This is a genomic window from Mucilaginibacter phenanthrenivorans (genome assembly GCF_024721155.1).
In the GTDB taxonomy this organism is placed as follows: Bacteria; Bacteroidota; Bacteroidia; order Sphingobacteriales; family Sphingobacteriaceae; genus Mucilaginibacter; species Mucilaginibacter phenanthrenivorans.
Genome location: NZ_JAHVAP010000006.1, coordinates 215,417 through 234,721, shown reverse-complemented (window position 1 = coordinate 234,721; position 19,305 = coordinate 215,417). Strand labels below are relative to the sequence as shown.

The 19,305-nt window shown below is 43.7% G+C and carries 20 protein-coding genes; 8 read left to right on the top strand and 12 right to left on the bottom strand.

Translation table 11 applies throughout. From position 1 onward, the window contains the following. Nucleotides 1–164 precede the first annotated feature (164 nt). The 5 genes from KXD93_RS16505 (at nucleotide 165) to KXD93_RS16485 (ending at nucleotide 5,639) form a co-directional block, all read left to right on the top strand. Entirely contained in the window at nucleotides 165–1,394 is a 1,230-nt protein-coding gene (locus KXD93_RS16505) for an HD domain-containing protein (RefSeq protein WP_258138367.1), read from the top strand. A 106-nt stretch (nucleotides 1,395–1,500) separates the two neighbouring features. After that, the gene (gene lpxD / locus KXD93_RS16500; protein WP_258138366.1) at nucleotides 1,501–2,544 is read left to right on the top strand and encodes a UDP-3-O-(3-hydroxymyristoyl)glucosamine N-acyltransferase; all 1,044 of its coding nucleotides are present in this window, start codon (nucleotides 1,501–1,503) and stop codon (nucleotides 2,542–2,544) included. 159 nt (nucleotides 2,545–2,703) lie between these two features. Then, entirely contained in the window at nucleotides 2,704–4,113 is a 1,410-nt protein-coding gene (locus KXD93_RS16495; protein WP_258138364.1) for a bifunctional UDP-3-O-[3-hydroxymyristoyl] N-acetylglucosamine deacetylase/3-hydroxyacyl-ACP dehydratase, read from the top strand. Next, nucleotides 4,110–4,895: an acyl-ACP--UDP-N-acetylglucosamine O-acyltransferase gene (lpxA, locus tag KXD93_RS16490; RefSeq protein ID WP_258138363.1), complete on the top strand. Its 786-nt coding sequence runs from the start codon at nucleotides 4,110–4,112 to the stop codon at nucleotides 4,893–4,895. The genes KXD93_RS16495 and lpxA overlap by 4 nt, the downstream gene beginning before the upstream one ends. A gap of 111 nt (nucleotides 4,896–5,006) precedes the next feature. Continuing rightward, nucleotides 5,007–5,639: an ABC transporter ATP-binding protein gene (locus KXD93_RS16485; RefSeq protein ID WP_258138362.1), complete on the top strand. Its 633-nt coding sequence runs from the start codon at nucleotides 5,007–5,009 to the stop codon at nucleotides 5,637–5,639. Between the two features lie 74 nt (nucleotides 5,640–5,713). Here KXD93_RS16485 and KXD93_RS16480 read toward each other — a convergent pair whose 3' ends face one another. From KXD93_RS16480 to KXD93_RS16470, 3 genes are all read right to left on the bottom strand, one after another. Beyond that, nucleotides 5,714–6,448: an acyl-CoA desaturase gene (locus KXD93_RS16480; protein WP_258138361.1), complete on the bottom strand. Its 735-nt coding sequence runs from the start codon at nucleotides 6,446–6,448 to the stop codon at nucleotides 5,714–5,716. Between the two features lie 434 nt (nucleotides 6,449–6,882). Beyond that, nucleotides 6,883–7,341 (bottom strand): PA2169 family four-helix-bundle protein, encoded by a 459-nt coding sequence (locus KXD93_RS16475; protein WP_258138359.1) that lies wholly within the window; start codon nucleotides 7,339–7,341, stop codon nucleotides 6,883–6,885. Between the two features lie 124 nt (nucleotides 7,342–7,465). Continuing rightward, nucleotides 7,466–8,482: an LLM class flavin-dependent oxidoreductase gene (locus KXD93_RS16470; RefSeq protein ID WP_258138357.1), complete on the bottom strand. Its 1,017-nt coding sequence runs from the start codon at nucleotides 8,480–8,482 to the stop codon at nucleotides 7,466–7,468. Between the two features lie 116 nt (nucleotides 8,483–8,598). Here KXD93_RS16470 and KXD93_RS16465 point away from each other — a divergent pair, with 116 nt between their 5' ends. Both KXD93_RS16465 and KXD93_RS16460 read left to right on the top strand, forming a co-directional pair. Continuing rightward, complete coding sequence (locus tag KXD93_RS16465) at nucleotides 8,599–8,859, top strand: hypothetical protein (RefSeq protein WP_258138355.1); 261 nt, start codon at nucleotides 8,599–8,601, stop codon at nucleotides 8,857–8,859. Then, on the top strand, nucleotides 8,856–9,146 hold the full coding sequence (locus KXD93_RS16460; protein ID WP_258138354.1) for a type II toxin-antitoxin system RelE/ParE family toxin: 291 nt from the start codon (nucleotides 8,856–8,858) through the stop codon (nucleotides 9,144–9,146). The genes KXD93_RS16465 and KXD93_RS16460 overlap by 4 nt, the downstream gene beginning before the upstream one ends. A gap of 24 nt (nucleotides 9,147–9,170) precedes the next feature. Here the strand turns inward: KXD93_RS16460 and KXD93_RS16455 are convergent, their stop codons facing one another. The 6 genes from KXD93_RS16455 to KXD93_RS16430 all read right to left on the bottom strand — a co-directional run bounded on the left by KXD93_RS16455 (nucleotide 9,171) and on the right by KXD93_RS16430 (nucleotide 14,988). Further along, complete coding sequence (locus KXD93_RS16455; protein ID WP_258138351.1) at nucleotides 9,171–11,048, bottom strand: M1 family metallopeptidase; 1,878 nt, start codon at nucleotides 11,046–11,048, stop codon at nucleotides 9,171–9,173. Between the two features lie 163 nt (nucleotides 11,049–11,211). Further along, nucleotides 11,212–11,673, bottom strand: coding sequence for a MaoC family dehydratase (locus KXD93_RS16450; protein WP_258138348.1), 462 nt, complete (start codon nucleotides 11,671–11,673; stop codon nucleotides 11,212–11,214). A gap of 99 nt (nucleotides 11,674–11,772) precedes the next feature. Further along, the gene (locus tag KXD93_RS16445; RefSeq protein WP_258138347.1) at nucleotides 11,773–12,279 is read right to left on the bottom strand and encodes a hypothetical protein; all 507 of its coding nucleotides are present in this window, start codon (nucleotides 12,277–12,279) and stop codon (nucleotides 11,773–11,775) included. A gap of 49 nt (nucleotides 12,280–12,328) precedes the next feature. Further along, entirely contained in the window at nucleotides 12,329–13,402 is a 1,074-nt protein-coding gene (locus KXD93_RS16440) for an acyltransferase (protein ID WP_258138345.1), read from the bottom strand. 105 nt (nucleotides 13,403–13,507) lie between these two features. Continuing rightward, a complete protein-coding gene (locus KXD93_RS16435; protein ID WP_258138344.1) occupies nucleotides 13,508–14,089 on the bottom strand; it encodes a TetR/AcrR family transcriptional regulator in 582 nt (193 codons plus the stop codon). Between the two features lie 149 nt (nucleotides 14,090–14,238). After that, nucleotides 14,239–14,988, bottom strand: a complete 750-nt coding sequence (locus KXD93_RS16430; RefSeq protein WP_258138342.1) for an SDR family NAD(P)-dependent oxidoreductase — start codon at nucleotides 14,986–14,988, stop codon at nucleotides 14,239–14,241. 163 nt (nucleotides 14,989–15,151) lie between these two features. Here KXD93_RS16430 and KXD93_RS16425 point away from each other — a divergent pair, with 163 nt between their 5' ends. Continuing rightward, nucleotides 15,152–15,595, top strand: a complete 444-nt coding sequence (locus tag KXD93_RS16425) for a hypothetical protein (RefSeq protein WP_258138340.1) — start codon at nucleotides 15,152–15,154, stop codon at nucleotides 15,593–15,595. A 5-nt stretch (nucleotides 15,596–15,600) separates the two neighbouring features. On the opposite strand, the gene KXD93_RS16420 is transcribed toward KXD93_RS16425, so the two are convergent. The 3 genes from KXD93_RS16420 to KXD93_RS16410 form a co-directional block, all read right to left on the bottom strand. After that, a complete protein-coding gene (locus KXD93_RS16420) occupies nucleotides 15,601–16,785 on the bottom strand; it encodes a TlpA family protein disulfide reductase (RefSeq protein ID WP_258138338.1) in 1,185 nt (394 codons plus the stop codon). 194 nt (nucleotides 16,786–16,979) lie between these two features. Further along, entirely contained in the window at nucleotides 16,980–17,432 is a 453-nt protein-coding gene (locus KXD93_RS16415) for a protein-disulfide reductase DsbD N-terminal domain-containing protein (protein WP_258138337.1), read from the bottom strand. Between the two features lie 18 nt (nucleotides 17,433–17,450). Beyond that, nucleotides 17,451–18,977, bottom strand: a complete 1,527-nt coding sequence (locus KXD93_RS16410) for a redoxin domain-containing protein (protein ID WP_258138336.1) — start codon at nucleotides 18,975–18,977, stop codon at nucleotides 17,451–17,453. Between the last annotated feature and the right edge of the window lie 328 nt (nucleotides 18,978–19,305).

Sequence of the window (19,305 nt, the reverse complement as noted above, 5' to 3'; positions counted from 1 at the left end):
AACATAATCTAATAGTTGAAATCGAAAAACAACCTGTGAAATCATATTATTAAACCCCAAAGCACGGCTTTTGTTGTTATTTATTGAAGTGATTAACATAAATTAACAAATATAAGACACTGCTATTACCTTTATTTAACACTTTTGCACAGCTTATAATAACATTGAATAAAAAGAAAATAATTAACGATCCCGTTTACGGGTTTATCAGCATCCCAACAGAGCTGATCTTCGACCTGATTGAACACCCTTATTTTCAGCGGCTAAGGTATATTAAGCAAGTAGGTATGACTCACCTTGTATATCCAGGCGCTTTGCACACGCGGTTTCACCATGCGCTGGGCGCTATGCACCTGATGAGCATGTCTATCGAAACGCTACGTAACAAAGGCCATGAAATTAGCGATGAAGAGGAGGAAGCTGTTACCATCGCCATATTATTGCACGATATAGGCCATGGTCCGTTTTCGCACGCTTTGGAGGATAGCATAGTTGAGAATATCTCGCACGAGGATATCTCCACCATGATAATGCAAAGGCTCAACCTGCAATTTAATGGTAGGCTTAGCATGGCCATAAATATTTTTGAGGGCAATTATCCTCGGCAATTTCTACATCAGCTGGTATCAAGTCAGCTGGATATGGACCGCATGGATTACCTTAACCGCGACAGCTTTTTTACCGGTGTATCCGAAGGGGTGATCAGTTCAGACCGCATCATCAAAATGCTCAATGTTGTTGATGACCAGATAGTAGTTGAAGAAAAGGGAATTTACTCGATAGAGAAGTTTTTAATAGCCCGCAGGTTAATGTACTGGCAGGTGTATCTGCATAAAACCGTCATAGCAGCCGAGCAAACGCTGGTGAAGATCCTTAAACGCAGTCGTGAATTAGCTTTAAATGGGGTAGAAGTTTTTGCTACCCCGGCGTTGAGCAAGTTCCTGAAGAAGCCGGTAAGCCGGGATGCCTTTATGAACGAGGACCATTACCTGGAAACATTTGCCAGTTTGGATGATACCGATATTATGGCTGCTGTGAAGATCTGGGCAATGCACGATGATTTTGTATTATCAAAGCTTTGCACTGATCTTGTTCAGCGCGATTTGTATAAGGTAGATATAACAAACGAGCCGCCCGATAAGGCGTTTATTGCCAAATTACTAAAACGTGCTGTCGCGCAATACAATATCAGCGAGCACGAGGCTTCGTATTTCGTATTTGAGGATAGCATCCGAAATAAGGCCTACAAATCGGGCGACGGCAATATCCAGATCTTAATGAAGAATGGAGCAATAAAAGATATTACCGAAGCCAGCGACAATTCAAACCTGGCTGCACTGGCAAAAACCGTGGAAAAATATATACTTTGCTACAAGAAGGAATTGGTTGATTAAGTTGATTAGGTTGAATAAGTTAGTCTTTTTAGCCCAATCAATCGCCCACTTAATCAACCCAATCAACTAATTTTGTTACTATACTATTAACGATTAAATTTGCCCGATGCAATTTACCGCACAGCAATTAGCTTCGATGCTTAATGGAACAGTTGAAGGTGACCCCTCGGTGCAGGTAAGTCAGCTAGGCAAGATAGAAGAGGCCCAGGCCGGGTCGTTGTCTTTTTTGGCGAATCCCAAATATGAGCAATACCTATATACCACTGATGCATCAGCGGTAATTGTAAATAACGACCAGGTACTTGCAGAGCCCGTAAAGGCTACACTTATCAGGGTTGAAAATGCGTATACCGCCATTACCGTTTTGCTGGAGATGTATAACACCATCAAGCTTAACAAAAAAGGCATCGAACAGCCAAGCTTTATCCATCCGTCGGCCACTATTGGCGACGATGTTTATGTTGGCGCATTTGCCTATATTGGCCCAAATGTAAAGATTGGTAACAACTGCAAGATATACCCGCAAACATATATTGCTGACGATGTTACGCTTGCGGATAACGTTACTTTATATGCAGGTGTAAAAGTTTATTTCGATTGTAAGATCGGCAATAATGTAATTATCCATTCTGGCACAATTATAGGCGCCGATGGGTTTGGTTTTGCTCCGGTTGGCGATGGCACCTACAGCAAAATAGCCCAAATAGGGAATGTGGTGATTGAGGATGACGTGGAGATAGGGTCAAATACAACTATCGACAGGGCCACAATGGGTTCAACCATTATCCGCAAAGGAGTTAAGCTGGACAACCTGATCCAGGTGGCGCACAATGTGGAGATCATGTCGAATACGGTGGTTGCAGCACAAACCGGCATCTCAGGCAGCACGAAAATCGGCGAAAATTGTATAATTGGTGGCCAGGTTGGCATTGTTGGTCACATTACTGTAGCAAAGGGATCACAGGTACAGGCCCAGTCGGGCATAAGCCGTACATTGGCCGATGAAGGCAAGAAATGGATGGGATCGCCTGCGCAGCCGTACTCCAATCACATGCGTTCGCAGATTGTTATTAACCGCCTGCCCGATTTAGAGAAAAAAGTTAACGAACTTGAAAAAATAATTACAGAATTGAAGAAGGATGTTCATTAGCTCACTGGTTCATTAGTTCATTGGTTTTACCGAAGTGAGCTTTTGAATAATGAAGATAATGCAGAATTCTAAAAATGGTTGGGTTCTACAAGTTTATATCACTCTGTGAGAAGCAGAAACAAATAAACTAATGAACTAATGAACCAATGAACTATAAAGATGAATGTAAAACAAAGAACTATTAAGGCGCCGGTTTCGGTTTCGGGTACTGGTTTGCATACCGGGCAAAGTGTTACACTTACCTTTAATCCGGCTCCTGAAAACCACGGTTATAAATTCAGGCGTGTTGATATGGAAGGTTCGCCGGTAATTGATGCCGATTGCGACAATGTTACCGATACTTCACGCGGCACTACCATTACCCAAAACGGCGCCAGTGTTAGCACTATTGAACACGTATTGGCAGCGTTAGTTGGTTTAGAGGTTGATAATGTGCTGATTGATATGGATGGGCCGGAAACACCTATAATGGATGGCAGCTCGATCCAGTTTGTTGATGCTATTAAAGATACAGGCTTTATTGAGCAGGAAGCTGACCGCGAGTATTATCACATCCCATATAATATTCATTACTCCGAGCCCGACCGTAAGGTTGAAATGGTAGCAATGCCTTTGGACGATTACCGCTTTACCTGTATGGTTGATTACAACTCGCAGGTTTTAGGCAGCCAGCATGCCAGTATTTCTACCATATCCGAATTTAATAAGGAGATTGCCTCATGCCGTACTTTTTGTTTTTTGCATGAATTGGAGATGCTGCTAAAGCATGACCTGATAAAGGGCGGTGACCTTAACAACGCTATTGTTGTTGTGGATAAGGAAGTTGATGAAGAAGAATTGGCCCACCTTGCCAGGATCTTTAACCGCAAGGATATTAAAGTTGCGCCACAGGGAATCCTGAATAATATCGAGCTTCGCCATCAAAATGAGCCGGCAAGGCACAAACTGCTGGACATGATCGGCGACCTTGCGCTGGTAGGAGTGCCGTTACGCGGGCACATTATGGCGGCAAGGCCGGGACACGCTGCAAACGTGGCCTTTGCAAAGAAGATAAAATCGTTGATTAAAAAGGAACGTAGCCGCAAGCACATAAAAGTTTACGACCCGAACGCTAAACCGGTATATGATACCGTTGAGATAATGAAGATCCTGCCGCACAGGCAGCCAATGTTAATGATAGACAAGATTCTTGAATTGACAAAAAGCCATGTGGTAGGATTGAAAAATGTAACAATGAACGAGGAGATTTTCCGGGGCCATTTTCCGGGAACACCTTTGTTCCCCGGGGTGTTGCAAATTGAGGCGATGGCGCAGACAGGAGGAATATTAGTATTAAATACGGTGCCCGATCCTGAAAATTATATTACCTTGTTCCTTAAAATTGAAAATGCAAGGTTTAAACTACCGGTAGTACCCGGTGATACCATCATATTCCATTGCAGCCTGATAGCCCCTATAAGGCGCGGTATTGCACAAATGAAGGGTGTTGGAATGGTTGGCGACCGTGTAGTGGTTGAGGCCGAGCTAATGGCACAAATAGTAAAAAGAACAAACACTGAAGAAGCATGATCCAGCCTTTAGCATACATACATCCACAGGCCCGAATAGCCGATAACGTGGTAATTGAACCCTTTGTTACCATACATAAAGATGTGGAAATTGGCGAAGGTACCTGGATAGGTTCAAACAGCACCATTATGGATGGTGCCCGGATAGGTAAAAACTGCCGCGTTTTCCCTGGCGCTGTAATATCGGCTCCTCCGCAGGACCTGAAATATAAAGGCGAGCAAAGCACCGTCTCTATTGGGGATAACACAGTGATCCGCGAATGCGTAACGCTTAACCGCGGCACCGCGCTTGACAAAAATACAACTACCATCGGTAGCAATTGCCTGCTGATGGCCTATGTTCACGTAGCGCACGATTGTGTTATTGGCGACAATGTGATCATTGCAAACTCGGTGCAGCTTGCCGGCCACATTAATGTATATGATTATGCCTTTATCGGAGGTACATCAGCCGTACACCAGTTTGTTGAGATCGGGGCACATAGCATGATCTCGGGTGGCTCACTGGTGCGTAAGGATGTTCCCCCTTATACCAAAGCCGGTCGCGAGCCGGTATCGTACATCGGTATAAATTCGGTAGGCTTACGCCGCAGGGGGTTCTCTGCCGCCACCATAAACGAGATCCAGGAGATCTACAGGATCATATTCCTGAAGAAATATAACGTGACTAAAGCTCTTGATATCATCGAGGCTGAGTTTAACCCTACTGTTGAACGTGACGAGATCATTAACTTTGTTCAGAACTCGCAACGCGGCATCATGAAGGGATTTGGGAATTCTTAAGAGTTCATAGTTGATGGTTCATAGTTCATGGTAGCTTCGGTAGTGTAGAACTCCTGGGTTAGTAAGCTATAAGCCAAAAACGCTTCGGCTATGAACCATGAACCATTAACTATGAACTACACCATCTCCCTCCAAAACATTGGCCGCCGTTTTAACCGTGACTGGATCTTCCGGGGGATTAACCATACTTTTACTGATAATAAAACTTACGCCATACTGGGGCCGAATGGCTCCGGAAAATCGACCTTGCTGCAGGTTTTAAACGGCAGCCTTGCGCCATCCGCAGGAAAGCTCGAATACTTTTATAATGAAGCCCCGGTTGAGGTTAGTGAGGTATATCAGCATCTAAGCCTTGCGGCACCTTACCTGGAGTTGATTGAAGAATTTACTTTAAGCGAGGTAATCGATTTCCACTTCAAGTTTAAGAATTATAAGTATGGATTAGGTAAAGATGAAGTGATTGCTTTGCTAGCGATGGAGAACAATAAAAATAAAATGATCCGGTATTTTTCATCCGGCATGAAGCAGCGGCTAAAGCTGGCTCTTGCATTTTGCTCAGATACGCCGATGCTGATGCTGGACGAGCCTACCTCAAACCTGGATACCCAGGGGGTTGACTGGTATTTAAGCCTTGTTCAAAAATTTGCTGCAAACCGCCTCACCATTATCTGCTCAAACCAGGAGCATGAATACAGCTTTTGCGATGAACGGTTGAGTATTTCGGATTATAAGCAGAAAGGTTAAAGACTAAAGCAAAAAGCCAGCCTTTAACCTTTCCAACAATAAGTAGCTTTGAGCTTTACGCTTTTGGCTTTCAGCTATAAATACGCTTTCCTGAGTTTTATGATCCTCACCCAATGCATAACTTTCATTACCGGGTAAACTGGGTCGAACTCGAACCATTTGGCGGCAAAATTTGCATTGTTGGGGCGTTTGTGGTGGTTGTTCTGGAATAGTTCGCCTAACATAAGTAAATCAAACGGGGTTGAATTTTTTGATTTATCGCCGTTGTCAAAATTGGCATAACCATATTTATGTCCGCACCAGTTTACTATTGCGCCATGGATAGGGCCCATCATAAAGTGGATAGGCAGCAATAGGAACATCCACCAATGGGTGGCAAATGCTACATAAAATGCTACATAAAATACTCCGAAAAGAATTCTTGAAGCATAGGTTGATCCCCAATAGTCAAGCAAACGCCATTCAGGATAATTCCCTTTAAACTGAGCATCGGGCTCCTTTAAACGTTTTTCGTAAAGCTTATAGCTTTGTGCGGTGCGCCACATCATTTGAAAAACATCCCTGAAAAAGTACGGAGAATGCGGATCTTTTTCTGTGTCGCTGTAAGCATGGTGCTCACGGTGCATTATAGCATATGCGCGCGGATTCAAATAAGATGAACCCTGGCAAACAAACGTTAATAAATGAAAAATGCGTTCGTTGATTTTATGCGTGCTAAACATTTTATGAGATGCATAGCGGTGTAAAAAAAAGGTCTGGAAAAACAGTGATAGAAACCAATGTGCCAGGAAGAATATGAGAATGATCACAAGGATATAATATAATTGGTAATAGAATTGTTTTTATTATCAGCAGCAAAGATACAATTAAAATAATTTGACTGGTATTTATATTCTATTGCTACCACGTTAACATACGGTACGGGCGATCAAAAAGATTTAATTTATTTAATAAAACACAATGCAAAATTGGCAAGATCGGGGTATTACTTAGCGGTATTTTCTCCTGAAAAATCAAATTTACTGATGTTATGTTGTTATATATCAGGTCAATTATCTTTAAATGGGTGTTTTTCTGCGATGGTGTTTGCCTTTTTAATCTGAAATGTGAAGGCATGAATTAAGTAAATGAACAACCCCACAATTCATTAAGAATTATTTTGTTAATTTTTAAAATGACCAAAGTCAAGTTAACTTGGGAGCGGGGATATTCTTAATTCATCAGCCACCTCTTCATTTAGCGCTTAATCTTCACTATCACGCAGCGCCTTTATTTGATTATGTGCCGCAATTATCCCCATCTGCTGGCGCTGTACAATTGCAGTAAATTCGGGTGAGAGCCCATTTTCAGGATCTAACGCAGCCTGGTAAGCCTTTTTTATGGCATCCTCACCACGTTCGCATTCTTCCAAAACCGTTTTACGATCGTGCCCGCTAAAAGCTGATTTAATATCAAGCCACATCCTGTGTATAGCGCCGCTGCCACTCATGCCCATTTCCACCTCGCCGCCACTTTTGTTTATAGCTGTACCGAGCTCGTGAACGTAGCTGCGGCTTTGGTCCCTAAATTCAAGGAATAACGTTCTTAGATCGAGATCCTTTTCTTCCAGTTCCTGTGCTGCATGAACGAACCCGGCTACACGGTCGTTATTTATTTCTATCAGGTCGTTAAATACCTCTATCGGTTTTTCGATGGTTTCCATAGTAATAACTTTTGTAATGAATTATTATTCAAACAACTATCCTGCCAGTGTTAGCGATTAGTGACTGGCGATCAGAGATTGGGCTTAAAAACGCGACAGTAACTAATCTCTAGTCTCTACTTAACTAATCATCTAACAAAAACTGCTCCGCTAATAACTTGTAGCTCGTCAGCCTGTCCTCAAAACTCTCCGTAATGGTAACTGCTATAATTTCATCAACCTTGTAATCTTCAGCGAGCCATTTCAGCTTTAATTTTATCTGGCCGGGCGTACCGGTTATTACGCGGGCCCTGTTGTACATAATGCGGTCCAACTCACCTTGCGAATACTCAACATCTTTAATATCCTCGTAATTTACCGGGGTTAGGCCACCGCCTTTTTCGAACTGGTTAAAGCGGTAATCCATCAAAGCCTGGTGCTGGCGGATTTTCTCCTCATCCTCCGAACAAAAAACAAATATGGCCACGTTTGCATGTTCGGTTGCCATATCGTCCGATGGTTTAAAACGATCCCTGTACAGGGCTACTGCTTCCGGGCCGCCAACCGGGTTTATGAAATGTGCAAAGGATAACCCCATGCCGAAATGTGCAGCAAACAGGCCGCTTTGTCCGCTTGAGCTTAACAGCCACATAGCGGGAACAGTTTGTACCTGGGGGATGGCACGGATCTTTAGCTGCGGCGTGCCGGGTTCGCCCCGGTCATGAAAATAGTTGTTAAGCTCGTAAAGCTGCTCAATAAAATCTTGCTCACGGAACTGGTTCGATGGGTTAAGCATGGAGGCTGTGATCCTGTCGGTGCCGGGCGCGCGGCCCATCCCCAAATCCACACGGCCCGGAGCCAACGCTTCCAGCATCCTGAAATTTTCGGCAACTTTTAACGCGCTGTGATTGGGCATCATTACGCCGCCCGAGCCAATGCGAATATTTTTCGTTTGCGATGCAATATAGGCCAGCAGTACCTCGGGCGTTGAGCCTGCCAGGCTGCCGGTATTATGATGTTCTGATACCCAAAAACGGGTGTAGCCTAATTGATCGGTATATCTTGCCAGCTCGATGGTTTCCTGTACGGCTTGCTCGGCTGTAACGCCTTTGCGAACGGGAGATTGATCCAATACGCTCAGGCGGATCTTGTTTGTGTTCATAGTATGTTAAAACACAAAAGTAGACAAGGGTTTGTAAAGTGAATGTAAATAGAAATATGCTGTCTGGGTATATTATTCTATATTTTTATAGCTAATTTTGTTTTAAAGATCTCATTATGACAACAGCAGCAATAAGAGAAAGATTATACGATTATATTAGGGTAGCTGATGATAAGAAAATTAAGGCTATTTATGCCTTGCTGGAAGACCAGGTAATCCCGGTTACAGATTGGTCGGAAGATGAAGAGTTTGTTGCTGAATTGAACGAACGGGTAAGGAGATGGGAGGAAGGCATCGACCCAAGTTATTCACTTGCTGAAGTTAAAGCAGAAATGGAACAACTTGACCAGGAATCGGCCAGGAAAAATAAAAAATGAGTTACACTGTCGACCTATCGTTTAGAGCACGAAGGGAACTCGTCGAAAGCCGGAATTGGTACGAGGAAAAACAGCCAGGCCTTGGAAGGCGTTTTGTCCATGAAGTTTTTGCCAAAGTACACCTGATAGAAAATAACCCTGAACACTACCCGCGAAAAAAAGGATTCCACGAAGCGAAAATAGATGTGTTTCCTTTTCTGATCGTTTATAAATCTTTTAAAAGCAGTAATATGATTATCATTATTTCGATCTTTCATATGAGCAGACACCCTAAAAAGAAATATTAATCGATTTGTCTTCAAAAAGCTTGTTTATCTCGCCACCCATTTATTATTGGTCACATCTGCATCCATAAAAATTCCGCCATCAATAACTATCGAGGTTATGATCTGTTTATTTTTTAAGTTAAGTGTTGCTTGTTTTTGATTGCTTTGCCAAATCGCGGGTGTTTGATGGATTATGCCTGTTGTGCCGTCGCTGTAGGTTAGTTTTACATCAAATGGTACATCAAATCCGCCAATATTGTCAATAACAATTTTGTAGCCCGCGCCAATTTTTGTTACGCTTTTGATACCAAGGTCGATGTAATAATTGGTGTAAAACCAGTTTTCAAAGAACCAGTTCAAATCCCTGCCAGCGCCTGAATTAATGGAGTTAAAATAATCCCATGGGATAGGGTGCTTGCCGTTCCAGTTACTCATGTAAGTGTGCAGTGCCTTTTTAAACAGGTCGTCGCCCAGCAGGTCTTTTAAAGCCATATAGCTTAATGATGCCTTGCCATAGGCATTGTGTGCATAGCCATCCTTTAGTTCGCTGGTTGGGGTAATTATAGGCAGGTCCTCGCTTCCTGACGGGTCATTGATCCATTGCGAAACCCTGAAGTTTTTATAGTTTTCTATAGCCTTCTGTTTACCCACCTCTGTTTCATTAACAAAAAACTCAAAGGTGGTTGCCCAGCCTTCGTCCATGTAACCAAATCGGGTTTCGTTAATGCCCATATAGAACGGGAAATAGGTGTGCGCCATTTCATGATCCTGCAGGAATTCTGCATCGGCAATGTCAGGATCGTGCGAGTCATTCACCATCATCGGGAACTCCATATCTGCGAATCCCTGGAACGCCGTCATTTTTGGGAATGGGTAAGGTACACCCGGCCACTGATTCGAAAACCAGTTCAATGCATGCACGCCGAATTTAACCGCCTGGTGAAAATCAGCCGAACCATCTGCATAGGCAGCCTGCATACTTGCCCGGCGCCCAGTGGCATTGTCGACAATTGTACTGGCGGCATCCCAATTATAATGGTTGCTGATGCCAACCGCCATGTCGCTGATATTGGCCGCCTTCCAAATCCAGGTGTTCATATCGTTTTGTGTGGTGATATTATTTTTGGCGAGATCAGATGGGGTCGCTATATGAACAACGGAATCTGTCGACATGGATGCCTTCAATCGTTTTAAATATTCAGGTTGAATAACCTGTTCCGGATTTTGTAATGTGCCGGTTGCCCAAACTATGAAGTTTTTAGGCACGTTTACGCTGAGGGTATAGTCGTTAAAATCGTTATAAAACTCCTGGCGATCGTTAAACTCCAGCTTGTCCCAGCCATTATAATCGTCATAAACAGAAACGCGCGGGTAAAAGTAGGCGATATAAAAAGTGGTTGGGTCGATAACGCCCTCGCGGCCTGCGCCGGTTGCCAGCTCATAATGCCAGGTAACGTTAAGCGTTACAGAATCATGGGGCAATAGCGGAGTTGAAAGATCCAAACCCTGGTTGGTTGCCCTGGCCTGTTTGTTATCCCATTTTTTTGGCTGACCGTTTACCGCTATTGAATCTACCTGCATCCCGTCAGTTATGTAATCAGGGTCAGTTGGCCTGAAACGGGTTGCGCCCGCATGGTGTACATTTAAGATCAGCTTCATATTTAGCGCTTTCAGCGTATCCGGGCTATTGTTAATATAGGTGATCTGCTCGTGTCCCTTTACTGTCTTATCGGGCGGCATAACAGTTATTGCAATGTTGTAGTGGGCGGTGTTTTGCCAGTATTTGCTGCCTGGCTTGCCGTCCATTGATCGGGTTTGATTTTTATACGCTTTTTTTACATCGCGCGGCATGTAAAGGCTTTGCGCATTCACCTGTAAAAAAATAAAGCACAGCGCAGCTGAAGCGAAGAGTGATTTTAGCATCGGGTAATTGTTGAGGCAGTTAATGGGATAAATATAGGAAAGAAGACAGGAATTATCTGTCTGAATCAGAATTTGCGGAATTTTAGAATTAGCAGAAATCTTCCGCCTGTTTTGGGGTGTATTCGTAGAGACACGATGCGTCGCGTCTCTACCGAATTTTTATCTACACATTAAAATGATACAGAAAAACCACCTCACCTGTATAAGCCGGTTTTTTCTCATTCTCAATTTCCATGGTTACGCCAATAGTGGCTTTGGTGATGCCTCTTAGGTTAACTATGGCCACCAATTTAGCATGAAGCCTTACCTGGCTGTCAACCTTAACAGGCTGGGCAAACCTTATATTTTCAATGCTGTAATTGATCTGCATCTTCAGGTTTTGAACATCGGCTATCTGGTGCCAGAAGTAGGGCAGCAGCGATACTGTTAAATAACCATGCGCTATAGTAGCCCCAAATGGCCCTTCAGTTTTGGCGCGTTCCGGGTCGGTGTGGATCCATTGGTAATCAATAGTAGCCTCAGCGAATTTGTTTATTTGTTCCTGGGTAATGGTATGCCAGCCTGATATGCCAATTTCCTTGCCAAGGTAGCTTTCAAATTCGGGGTGGTTTTGTATGGTTATCATGAGTATAAAGTCTTTGTTCGATTAATAAATGGGTCTGTAAAAATAGTAAACTGGCTGAAATTGCGAAATATGAGTTTGTAGACAAATGTCTTAACTGCCTCAATTAAAAATAAAATAGGACAAGTCGAACTTGACCCCATTTGTTTGCCATTGGGTTACTACTTTTTCAAATTCCTGGTTATGATCGTACGATTTGATCGCGAAGCGATTTTTATAGGTTTTGTTGTTTTTATCCGTAATCTCTACTCTGTTACCTAACAGGTTACCTGCCCTTTTCCTGTTCCAGACGCCAACTCTTAACTTGATGTTGCTTGCGTCATTTAGGGGGATTTTAGTTCCGTCAATGACTACGGTTTCTTCACCTAAGATCAATTCTCCATCTTTAATATATGTTCTTACCAAGCCTGTTGATACGATCACTAAAAATGCGACAGTAGTAAATGATCCAATTATCAGTAAAGCGTCGATAAGTGGCATAAGCGGCGTTTTAAACTGAATATTAAAAGTACATCCGGCGGCAATAACTATCAATGTTATGATCGTAATGCCTTCGGATATATAGAATAGTCGTGTCTTTTTGGTATACACGTCAAAGCTTACGTTCATAGTCAACTGTAAAAATATTTCATGGAATAGGGCATGTATGTAACATATCTTACCCCACCAGCCATTTGCTCTTCGGCAGAAAAGATAAAATCTTAACAACTATAAACGTAATGACAAAAGCACAAACCCCCATCACCGGAATTTTAATAGCGGCGCTTGAAAAGCGATGATCCAGCAACGAATGAACGGTATTTAAAATAAGGATATGCGCCAGGTAAATACCATAACTCTTACCTGCAATATCAAGCAGCAACCTTATAAATGGTGTATCCGGATTTTTTATTTTGATATTTTTGAACATCAGGAAAGCACCGGTGGTCATCATGGCAACGTTGATGGTTTCAAAACCCCAGGTGAGTGCAAGCTTATTAATGAACTTTTCGGTATCGAGGCGGTATAAGAAGCCATAGGTTGTAATAGCATAGCCAATAATCATAAGGGCAGCCCCTGCGAAATAGTTCCATCGGCGGGGCTCCATATGGTAGCGTTTAATATAGTTGGCCAGCACCACGTAACCTAAAAAGCCTGAGAAATAGTAAAGCATTGGCGTGCGGTTCCAAAAGGTTTCGCCCCACACTTCGGGAATGATCAAATGGATATAGGGGATGGTAAGTGTAACTACCCATAGTGCCAGGTATAATTCCATGCTTTTGCGATTGGCGGTCTGGATCCACGGCGAAAGGATAGGGGCAAACAGGTATATACCCAGCAGCATATAAACAAACCAAAGGTGACCTATCTGGGCGCCATAATTTATGGGGATATTGATAATATTGGTGAGGGTAGTATTTATGTCGGCATAGCCCCTTGCGTAATAATAGAGGGCATAAAACACACACCAGATAACAAAGGGAATCACTATCCTGCTAAACCGCTTCTTAAAAAACGCGGGCACATCAGTTATCGGGAACAGAAAAAGGCCCGAGATCATCACAAACAACGGGACCGATATAATGCAAATTGGATTATACCAGCCTACCCAATAAGCATCAACAGTATTGGTGATTTTGCCGCCGTTGCCAATAAAATAAAACTCACCGGCATGTGCCTGGATCACCATATAACAGGCAATCACCCTTAAAATATCGAAACCATAATTGCGTGGAGCCGCTGCTTTTGTCATCCTGCTTTATAAAATAATCGAACAAAAAGCTTTTATACGGATATGGGAAAGGGAATGTTAAGATGAATAAAATGCAAATGAAGGCAGGTTGATTTGATGACAATACTAATCAAGCGCAGCCAATGCCAATTTAATGATATCGTCGAACACCGTTTTGTCGCTGATCGACTTTGCGGTTACGCGGATGCCTTTTACCGTGTTGAAGGTAAAACGGGCCAGTGCCCGGGCGTCCTGTGTGTTGGCGATCTCTCCACTATCCTGTCCTTTTTTTATCACGTGGTAAAAGGCATCTTCAACCATCTGATCATTTTCACATACCAGCTTGGCTACTTCAGCATCGTGCGGGGCATTTTCAACCTCGGCGTTTACCATAAAACAGCCTTTTTGCATTTTGTCGCCAAGCAGGTCATTGACGGTGAACTCCAGCAGCTTTTTTAACGTTTCTTTCGCCGCACCGGGAGCGTTAGCCACAGCGCAAAGTTTATCCGAACCCTTGGCTTTATAGCTTTCCAGCGCTTTAATAAACAAGGTGTGCTTATCGCCATAGGTGTCGTACAGGCTTGAACGGCTGATACCCAATCCGTCAACAAGGTCCTGCATGGAGGTGCCGTTATAGCCTTTGTACCAAAAAATAGCTATGGCCTTGTTCAGTACCTCGTTTTCATCAAAATCTTTCGTTCTTGCCATAAAGCGGAATAGCTTTGCCTATAAGTAAGCAAAGCTATTCATTTTAAAAGTGTTATTGAAATAGAGTTAAAGTCTGAAGTCGAAAGTCAAAAAATTAATTAATTTAAAACAACTTCTTGACTCAAGACTCGGTACTCCCGACTTCCTTCTTATCTAACCCCGCCGCCTGCAAGCAAAGTTTCGCCTGTCAACCAGCGTGAATCTTCAGATGCAAGGAATACAGCTAATAAGCCAATATCTTCCGGCTGACCTATCCGTCCCAATGGTGCAGTGCGCTCTTGTTCGGTTTGAAAATCACTACCGATAAAGCCGGCGGCGTGAGTTCCTTCGGTTTCAACCATGCCTGGGTTGATGGAGTTTACCCTGATCTTCTTCGGGCCAAGCTCCTTGGATAATACGTGGGTAATGGCGTCAACCGCACCTTTTGTTGCGGTGTATATAGAGCTGCCAATAGGGGCAATAGCGCTCACTACTGATCCTATATTGATAATGCTGCCACCATTTTCATTAAAGGTTTTTACTGCGCCTTGTGTTGCCAGTAACAGGCCCAATACGTTGGTGTCAAATTGGGTATGGAATTCTTCTGCGGTAAGTTGTTCAATTCCGCCGAACTTATAAACGCCTGCATTATTTACCAGGATGTCAACCGGTCCAAATGCTTTGGTAGTTTCTGCGAATAAACGGGCGATATCAGCTAAATCTGATACGTTACCCTGAACCGCAATAGCTTTACCGCCATTGCTTTCTATCTCGGCAACCACCTTGTCGGCGCCTTCCTTTGACGATGAATAATTTACTACTACAGAAGCGCCCTCTGCTGCCAGGCTTTTTGCTATGCCTGCGCCGATCCCTTTTGATGCTCCTGTTATTACTGCTACTTTATTTGCTAATTTTTTCATGTTGTTGAATGATTAATTTTCTATATTTGGAATAATCGTTCCGCAAAGATATATCATAATCGGAACGATCGTTCCTATTTGTTAAAATAGGAGGCGGGGATGACAAAAGGGCTTTACCGGAAGCATTTTTCTTCTAAATTTGATCAACAGAACTATTTAAGCCATGAAACCAAAATACCTGATCCTGATCCTCCTGGTGCTTACTTTAAAAGCCCATTCCCAAAATGCCATACTTGATTACAAAGTAAAAACCACCGCCAACGCAAAGGAGCGCACCGAAATGCTGGATGCTTTGCGCGCTTACTTGTGCAAGGATTTGAAAATGACGCTGGAGTTTTATGTAGATCATCTTAAGGTAGCTAACAATTACGCCTGGTTCCAGGGCTCGGCTGATAGAAAGGACGGCAAAGCCTTAAAATTTCCGGATGACGGCGAATACGATTGCTGCCACGTAGAGGCCATGTTTCAAAAACATGGTGGTAAATGGGTGGTTGCCGAGGGCGGAGCTTTTAGCACGGACGTATGGTACGAAGCTATCGCAAAGAAATACCCGGCAGCGCCTAAAGGCATTTTTCCAAAGGGCTCGGCGGCGTTGTTGGCGCAGTGAGAGGCCTACTTATCCGCATCCTTTTCCCAAAGCTTAAGGGCTTTTTTATCTGCGGCAATGGCCTTTAGCTTATCTCCACCCAATCGGTACCAATCTGCCATGCTTTGGTATTGCTTGGCTAAATAAGCCGCATCCTCATCAGGCTCCGATTGGTCGATCTTGACCTGGTAACATTCGGCGCCTAACAGATAGACCTCCTTTGGCGTGGTAAGGTAGCGCAGCGAAAAGTTAATTTCTTCAATAACCATTCCATAGGCGTATTGCGCGTAAGGCGACGCCATCGCCTCCGTGGCATATTCGCAGGCCTTATGCGGATCGGTGATAAGCAGGGCGGCGAAGGTGTGCGATGCCATTTCGGGCGTGTATTTTATTTTTGGCTCCTTTTTAACCATGTCGTTGATCACCACCAGGATGGAATCGGTAAAACCCTGCAGGTTCTCGTTGCCCGACCGCAGCTGCAATCGTTTCGTTTTAGCGATCACTGAATTATCCAGCGTATCCAAATAATTCTGGCTGCTGTCTGAGTATTTTCTCCTCGCTGATTCCTGTTCAATGTCCCAGGTGTTGTTTACTATTTTCTGCAGTGCGGTATCCACATGTGCTGAGTTGCCGGTCCATGCCACTCGACCCTGCCCGTCAATTATAAAGCTAACGGGGATGTAATCCAGGTGAAAAGCATTCAACCAATCGCGCTGCGTAAAAGCTGTATCTTCCGACGCTACACTGAAATCCATTTTATCGCCCATACCGTCGACAAAAGCCTTGAGCTTTTCGGGGGTTGCGCCCCTGGTTCCGCGGTCTTCCCACACGCTAACGGCCGCAAAGGTTACCTTGCCTTTGTACTTGCGGGCCAGCTCCGAAAGATGGGGCATGCCTTTAATACACCACCCACACCAGGTTGCCCAAAAATCAATTACGTACACCTCGCCTTTTTCGAAATTTGTAATAGGCTTGCCCTTAATCCAATCCTTAACCCGCAATTGCGGAGCCGCATCACCCATATAACGCGTAACAAGAGGCTCCTCTTTTTTTACGCTATTTACTCTTGCCGTCGAATCCTTCTGAATCTCAGTAAATTTAAGCGAGGTATCGATCTGTGCAGTTTTAGCCTTAACCGACGTATCGTTTTGCGCACCGGCACCTAGCGCCATCATACAAAACAAGGTTAATAATTGAAATTTTGGTTTCATTTATGCTGATGCTGTTGTTATCGGTTTATTGGCGGGTGATGGATGCCCGGTTTATTGGATCAGGATTATAACTATAAAGTTAGGTAATTATTAATTGGAAGAGAAATTTTTTGGCAAAGCGTTCCATTTTTGCACATGGAACAGGTGGAACGCTATGAAACATGTTGATTATTAGTATTTTAAATTTTGCCCGTCTATTTAATCATAATCGAAAATGACACCGTTTCGGGCGGTAAGCATTTTTCATCGTTGCAGGTCATATATTCAAGGCTGCCGTTAACAGTTACGGGGCCGTTAACATTCAGTTTTATTTTCTGCTGAAATATTACGCTATTCTCAAAATAAGCTACCTCTATACCAAATACCTTCTCAAACCTTGTTAGCGGCTTAGGCTCAAGCGTTGTGCCAATAAGCGCATAGTTTTTTGATGGCGAAAAGGCAAAGGAGGTCCTTGTTGGTCCCCGGTCCGGCACTGTTTGCGAATAGAGGTGCCAGTCTTCATCAATGGTAGCCTTTATAAAAACCACGGCCTCTGTTTTACTCAATCTTTTTGCTGCATAACTCCACCTTACAGGCCTTAACACCTGTGCATGTAGAGTTGAAGAAACAGACAATAGCACAAAAAAAGCCAATATTATTCTTTTCATAATAGTTTGATTAAAGGATCAATTGCTTTGCTGTCCCTTTTTCAATAACGAGGAGATCATCAGCTCCAGTGTGCGGTGATTGCTGCCATCTATCCGAAAGTTGCTGAAGACAATCTTTCCATCCTTATCTATCAGGAAATTTTCGGGCTCGCCCTGCACGCCGTAGTTTTTAGCAGCGAACTCCGCATTGCCGCGTAGGGGGATAAATGAATATTTGTTATTTTTCATCAGTGGAAGCACAAACCCATCCTGGAGCGGCGATACATCGATGCCGACATATACCACATCATCGCCCTTAAATTTATTGAGCACCGCCTCGAAGTGCGGAAATTCCGCCCTGCAGGGGCTGCAATTAGGGAACCAGAATGTAAGCAATACCACCTTGCCCTTCAGATCCTTTAAACTTAGGTTGCCGGTACTGGTATAAAGGCCCAAATCGAATGGATAAGCAGCAACAGCCGTGCTGTTCCTGGTGGTTTCGATGTCTTTCGCAACCTGTTCTTTGTCCTTGCCAAGCTTACTTCCGTACAATGCAAGCGGGGCATAAAGCTCTTCGGTTGGGAGTTTTGCAAATCGTACAGCCAAACTGTCGTAGGCGGCTTTAACGTCGCCCGACTGTTCGCGCAACGCAGCTTTTTTTATTGCGATATAGTCCTTAATGAAATTGTACCGTGGCAGCTTTACCTGGTTCAGTTCAGTAAGGGCATCCTTATAGTTTTGGCCCTGCTCCAGTTTATTTACCCTGATCAATGCTTCGGCCACCTGTTTTCTTGCCGGCCAGGGTTTTTCCCCGCCCATTTCGTTGATCAACGCCAATGCCCTTCCGGGATCTGTTTGCAGGTAAATGTCCACTAACTCTATCATCCCGGAGGCCGACCAGTTAAATTTTTGCGGAGGGTAAAGTTTACGGAGCTCTTCGAAATAGGTGATCTTGTCCGCACGATTAGTGGCCTGTTCGCCAAGCTGGCATAAGGCATAGGCGCCGGCCTCATTTTGAGGGAAGCGCTTTACAAAATCAAAAACCTTTTGCTTGTAAGCAGCCGGATCGCCGCCCGAGAACGAAAACAGGTAAGACACTGCATAATCGGCATTTGACGGATCTGCCAGCGTTGCCTTCTTCTTATATTCAATTGCCAAATCCATTTGTCCCCTTGTGAATGCATCGCCCGACAGCATCGACCAGATCTTCGCGTTCCCGGGTTCCATTGCAGAGGCCCTGAGCAAAAACTCTCCGGCCTGCGGCATTTCAGCGTTATAATAAACGGTACCGATAGACAATGGGATGGTCTCATTTTCTGGGTATTTTTTCATCCATTCCCTGTACTGGTCCACAACTTGAGTTGTATTGATGCCCATGGCATAGATATACTTCTTATGCGCCGCCATGCTGTTCATGTTGGTATCAAGGGCAAGCCGGGCCTTTTTTATTTCTTCGGCAGGGGCGGGGCCGGTGCGTACGGGAATTTGGGCCAGAGCAGGGCCTGCGGAACACGCTATCAGTAATAAAATCAGGTAAACCGGGCGTTTTAAATTGCTTTTTATCATGGAGTTATTTCAAGAGATTACAAGTTGGTTTAATGCAAACTATAAATATAGTGATATAACTATAAAGATAGGTAATTATTGAATAAGGAGAGAAATTTTTTTGGCAAAGCGTTCCATTTTTACAGGTGGAACACCCGGAACGCTATGAAACATGCTGATTATCAGGTGTTTTATTTTTACTGATAATTGAATAAACCAGATTTGTAAAATTATCGGGAGTGCCTGAATTTAATTTGCCGGTTGTAGAGACGCAATATTTTGCGTCTCCGGCTATACAGAGCGAATTTGTAAATCGGATTTTTAGCGCGAATACGCACGCTGGATTTGC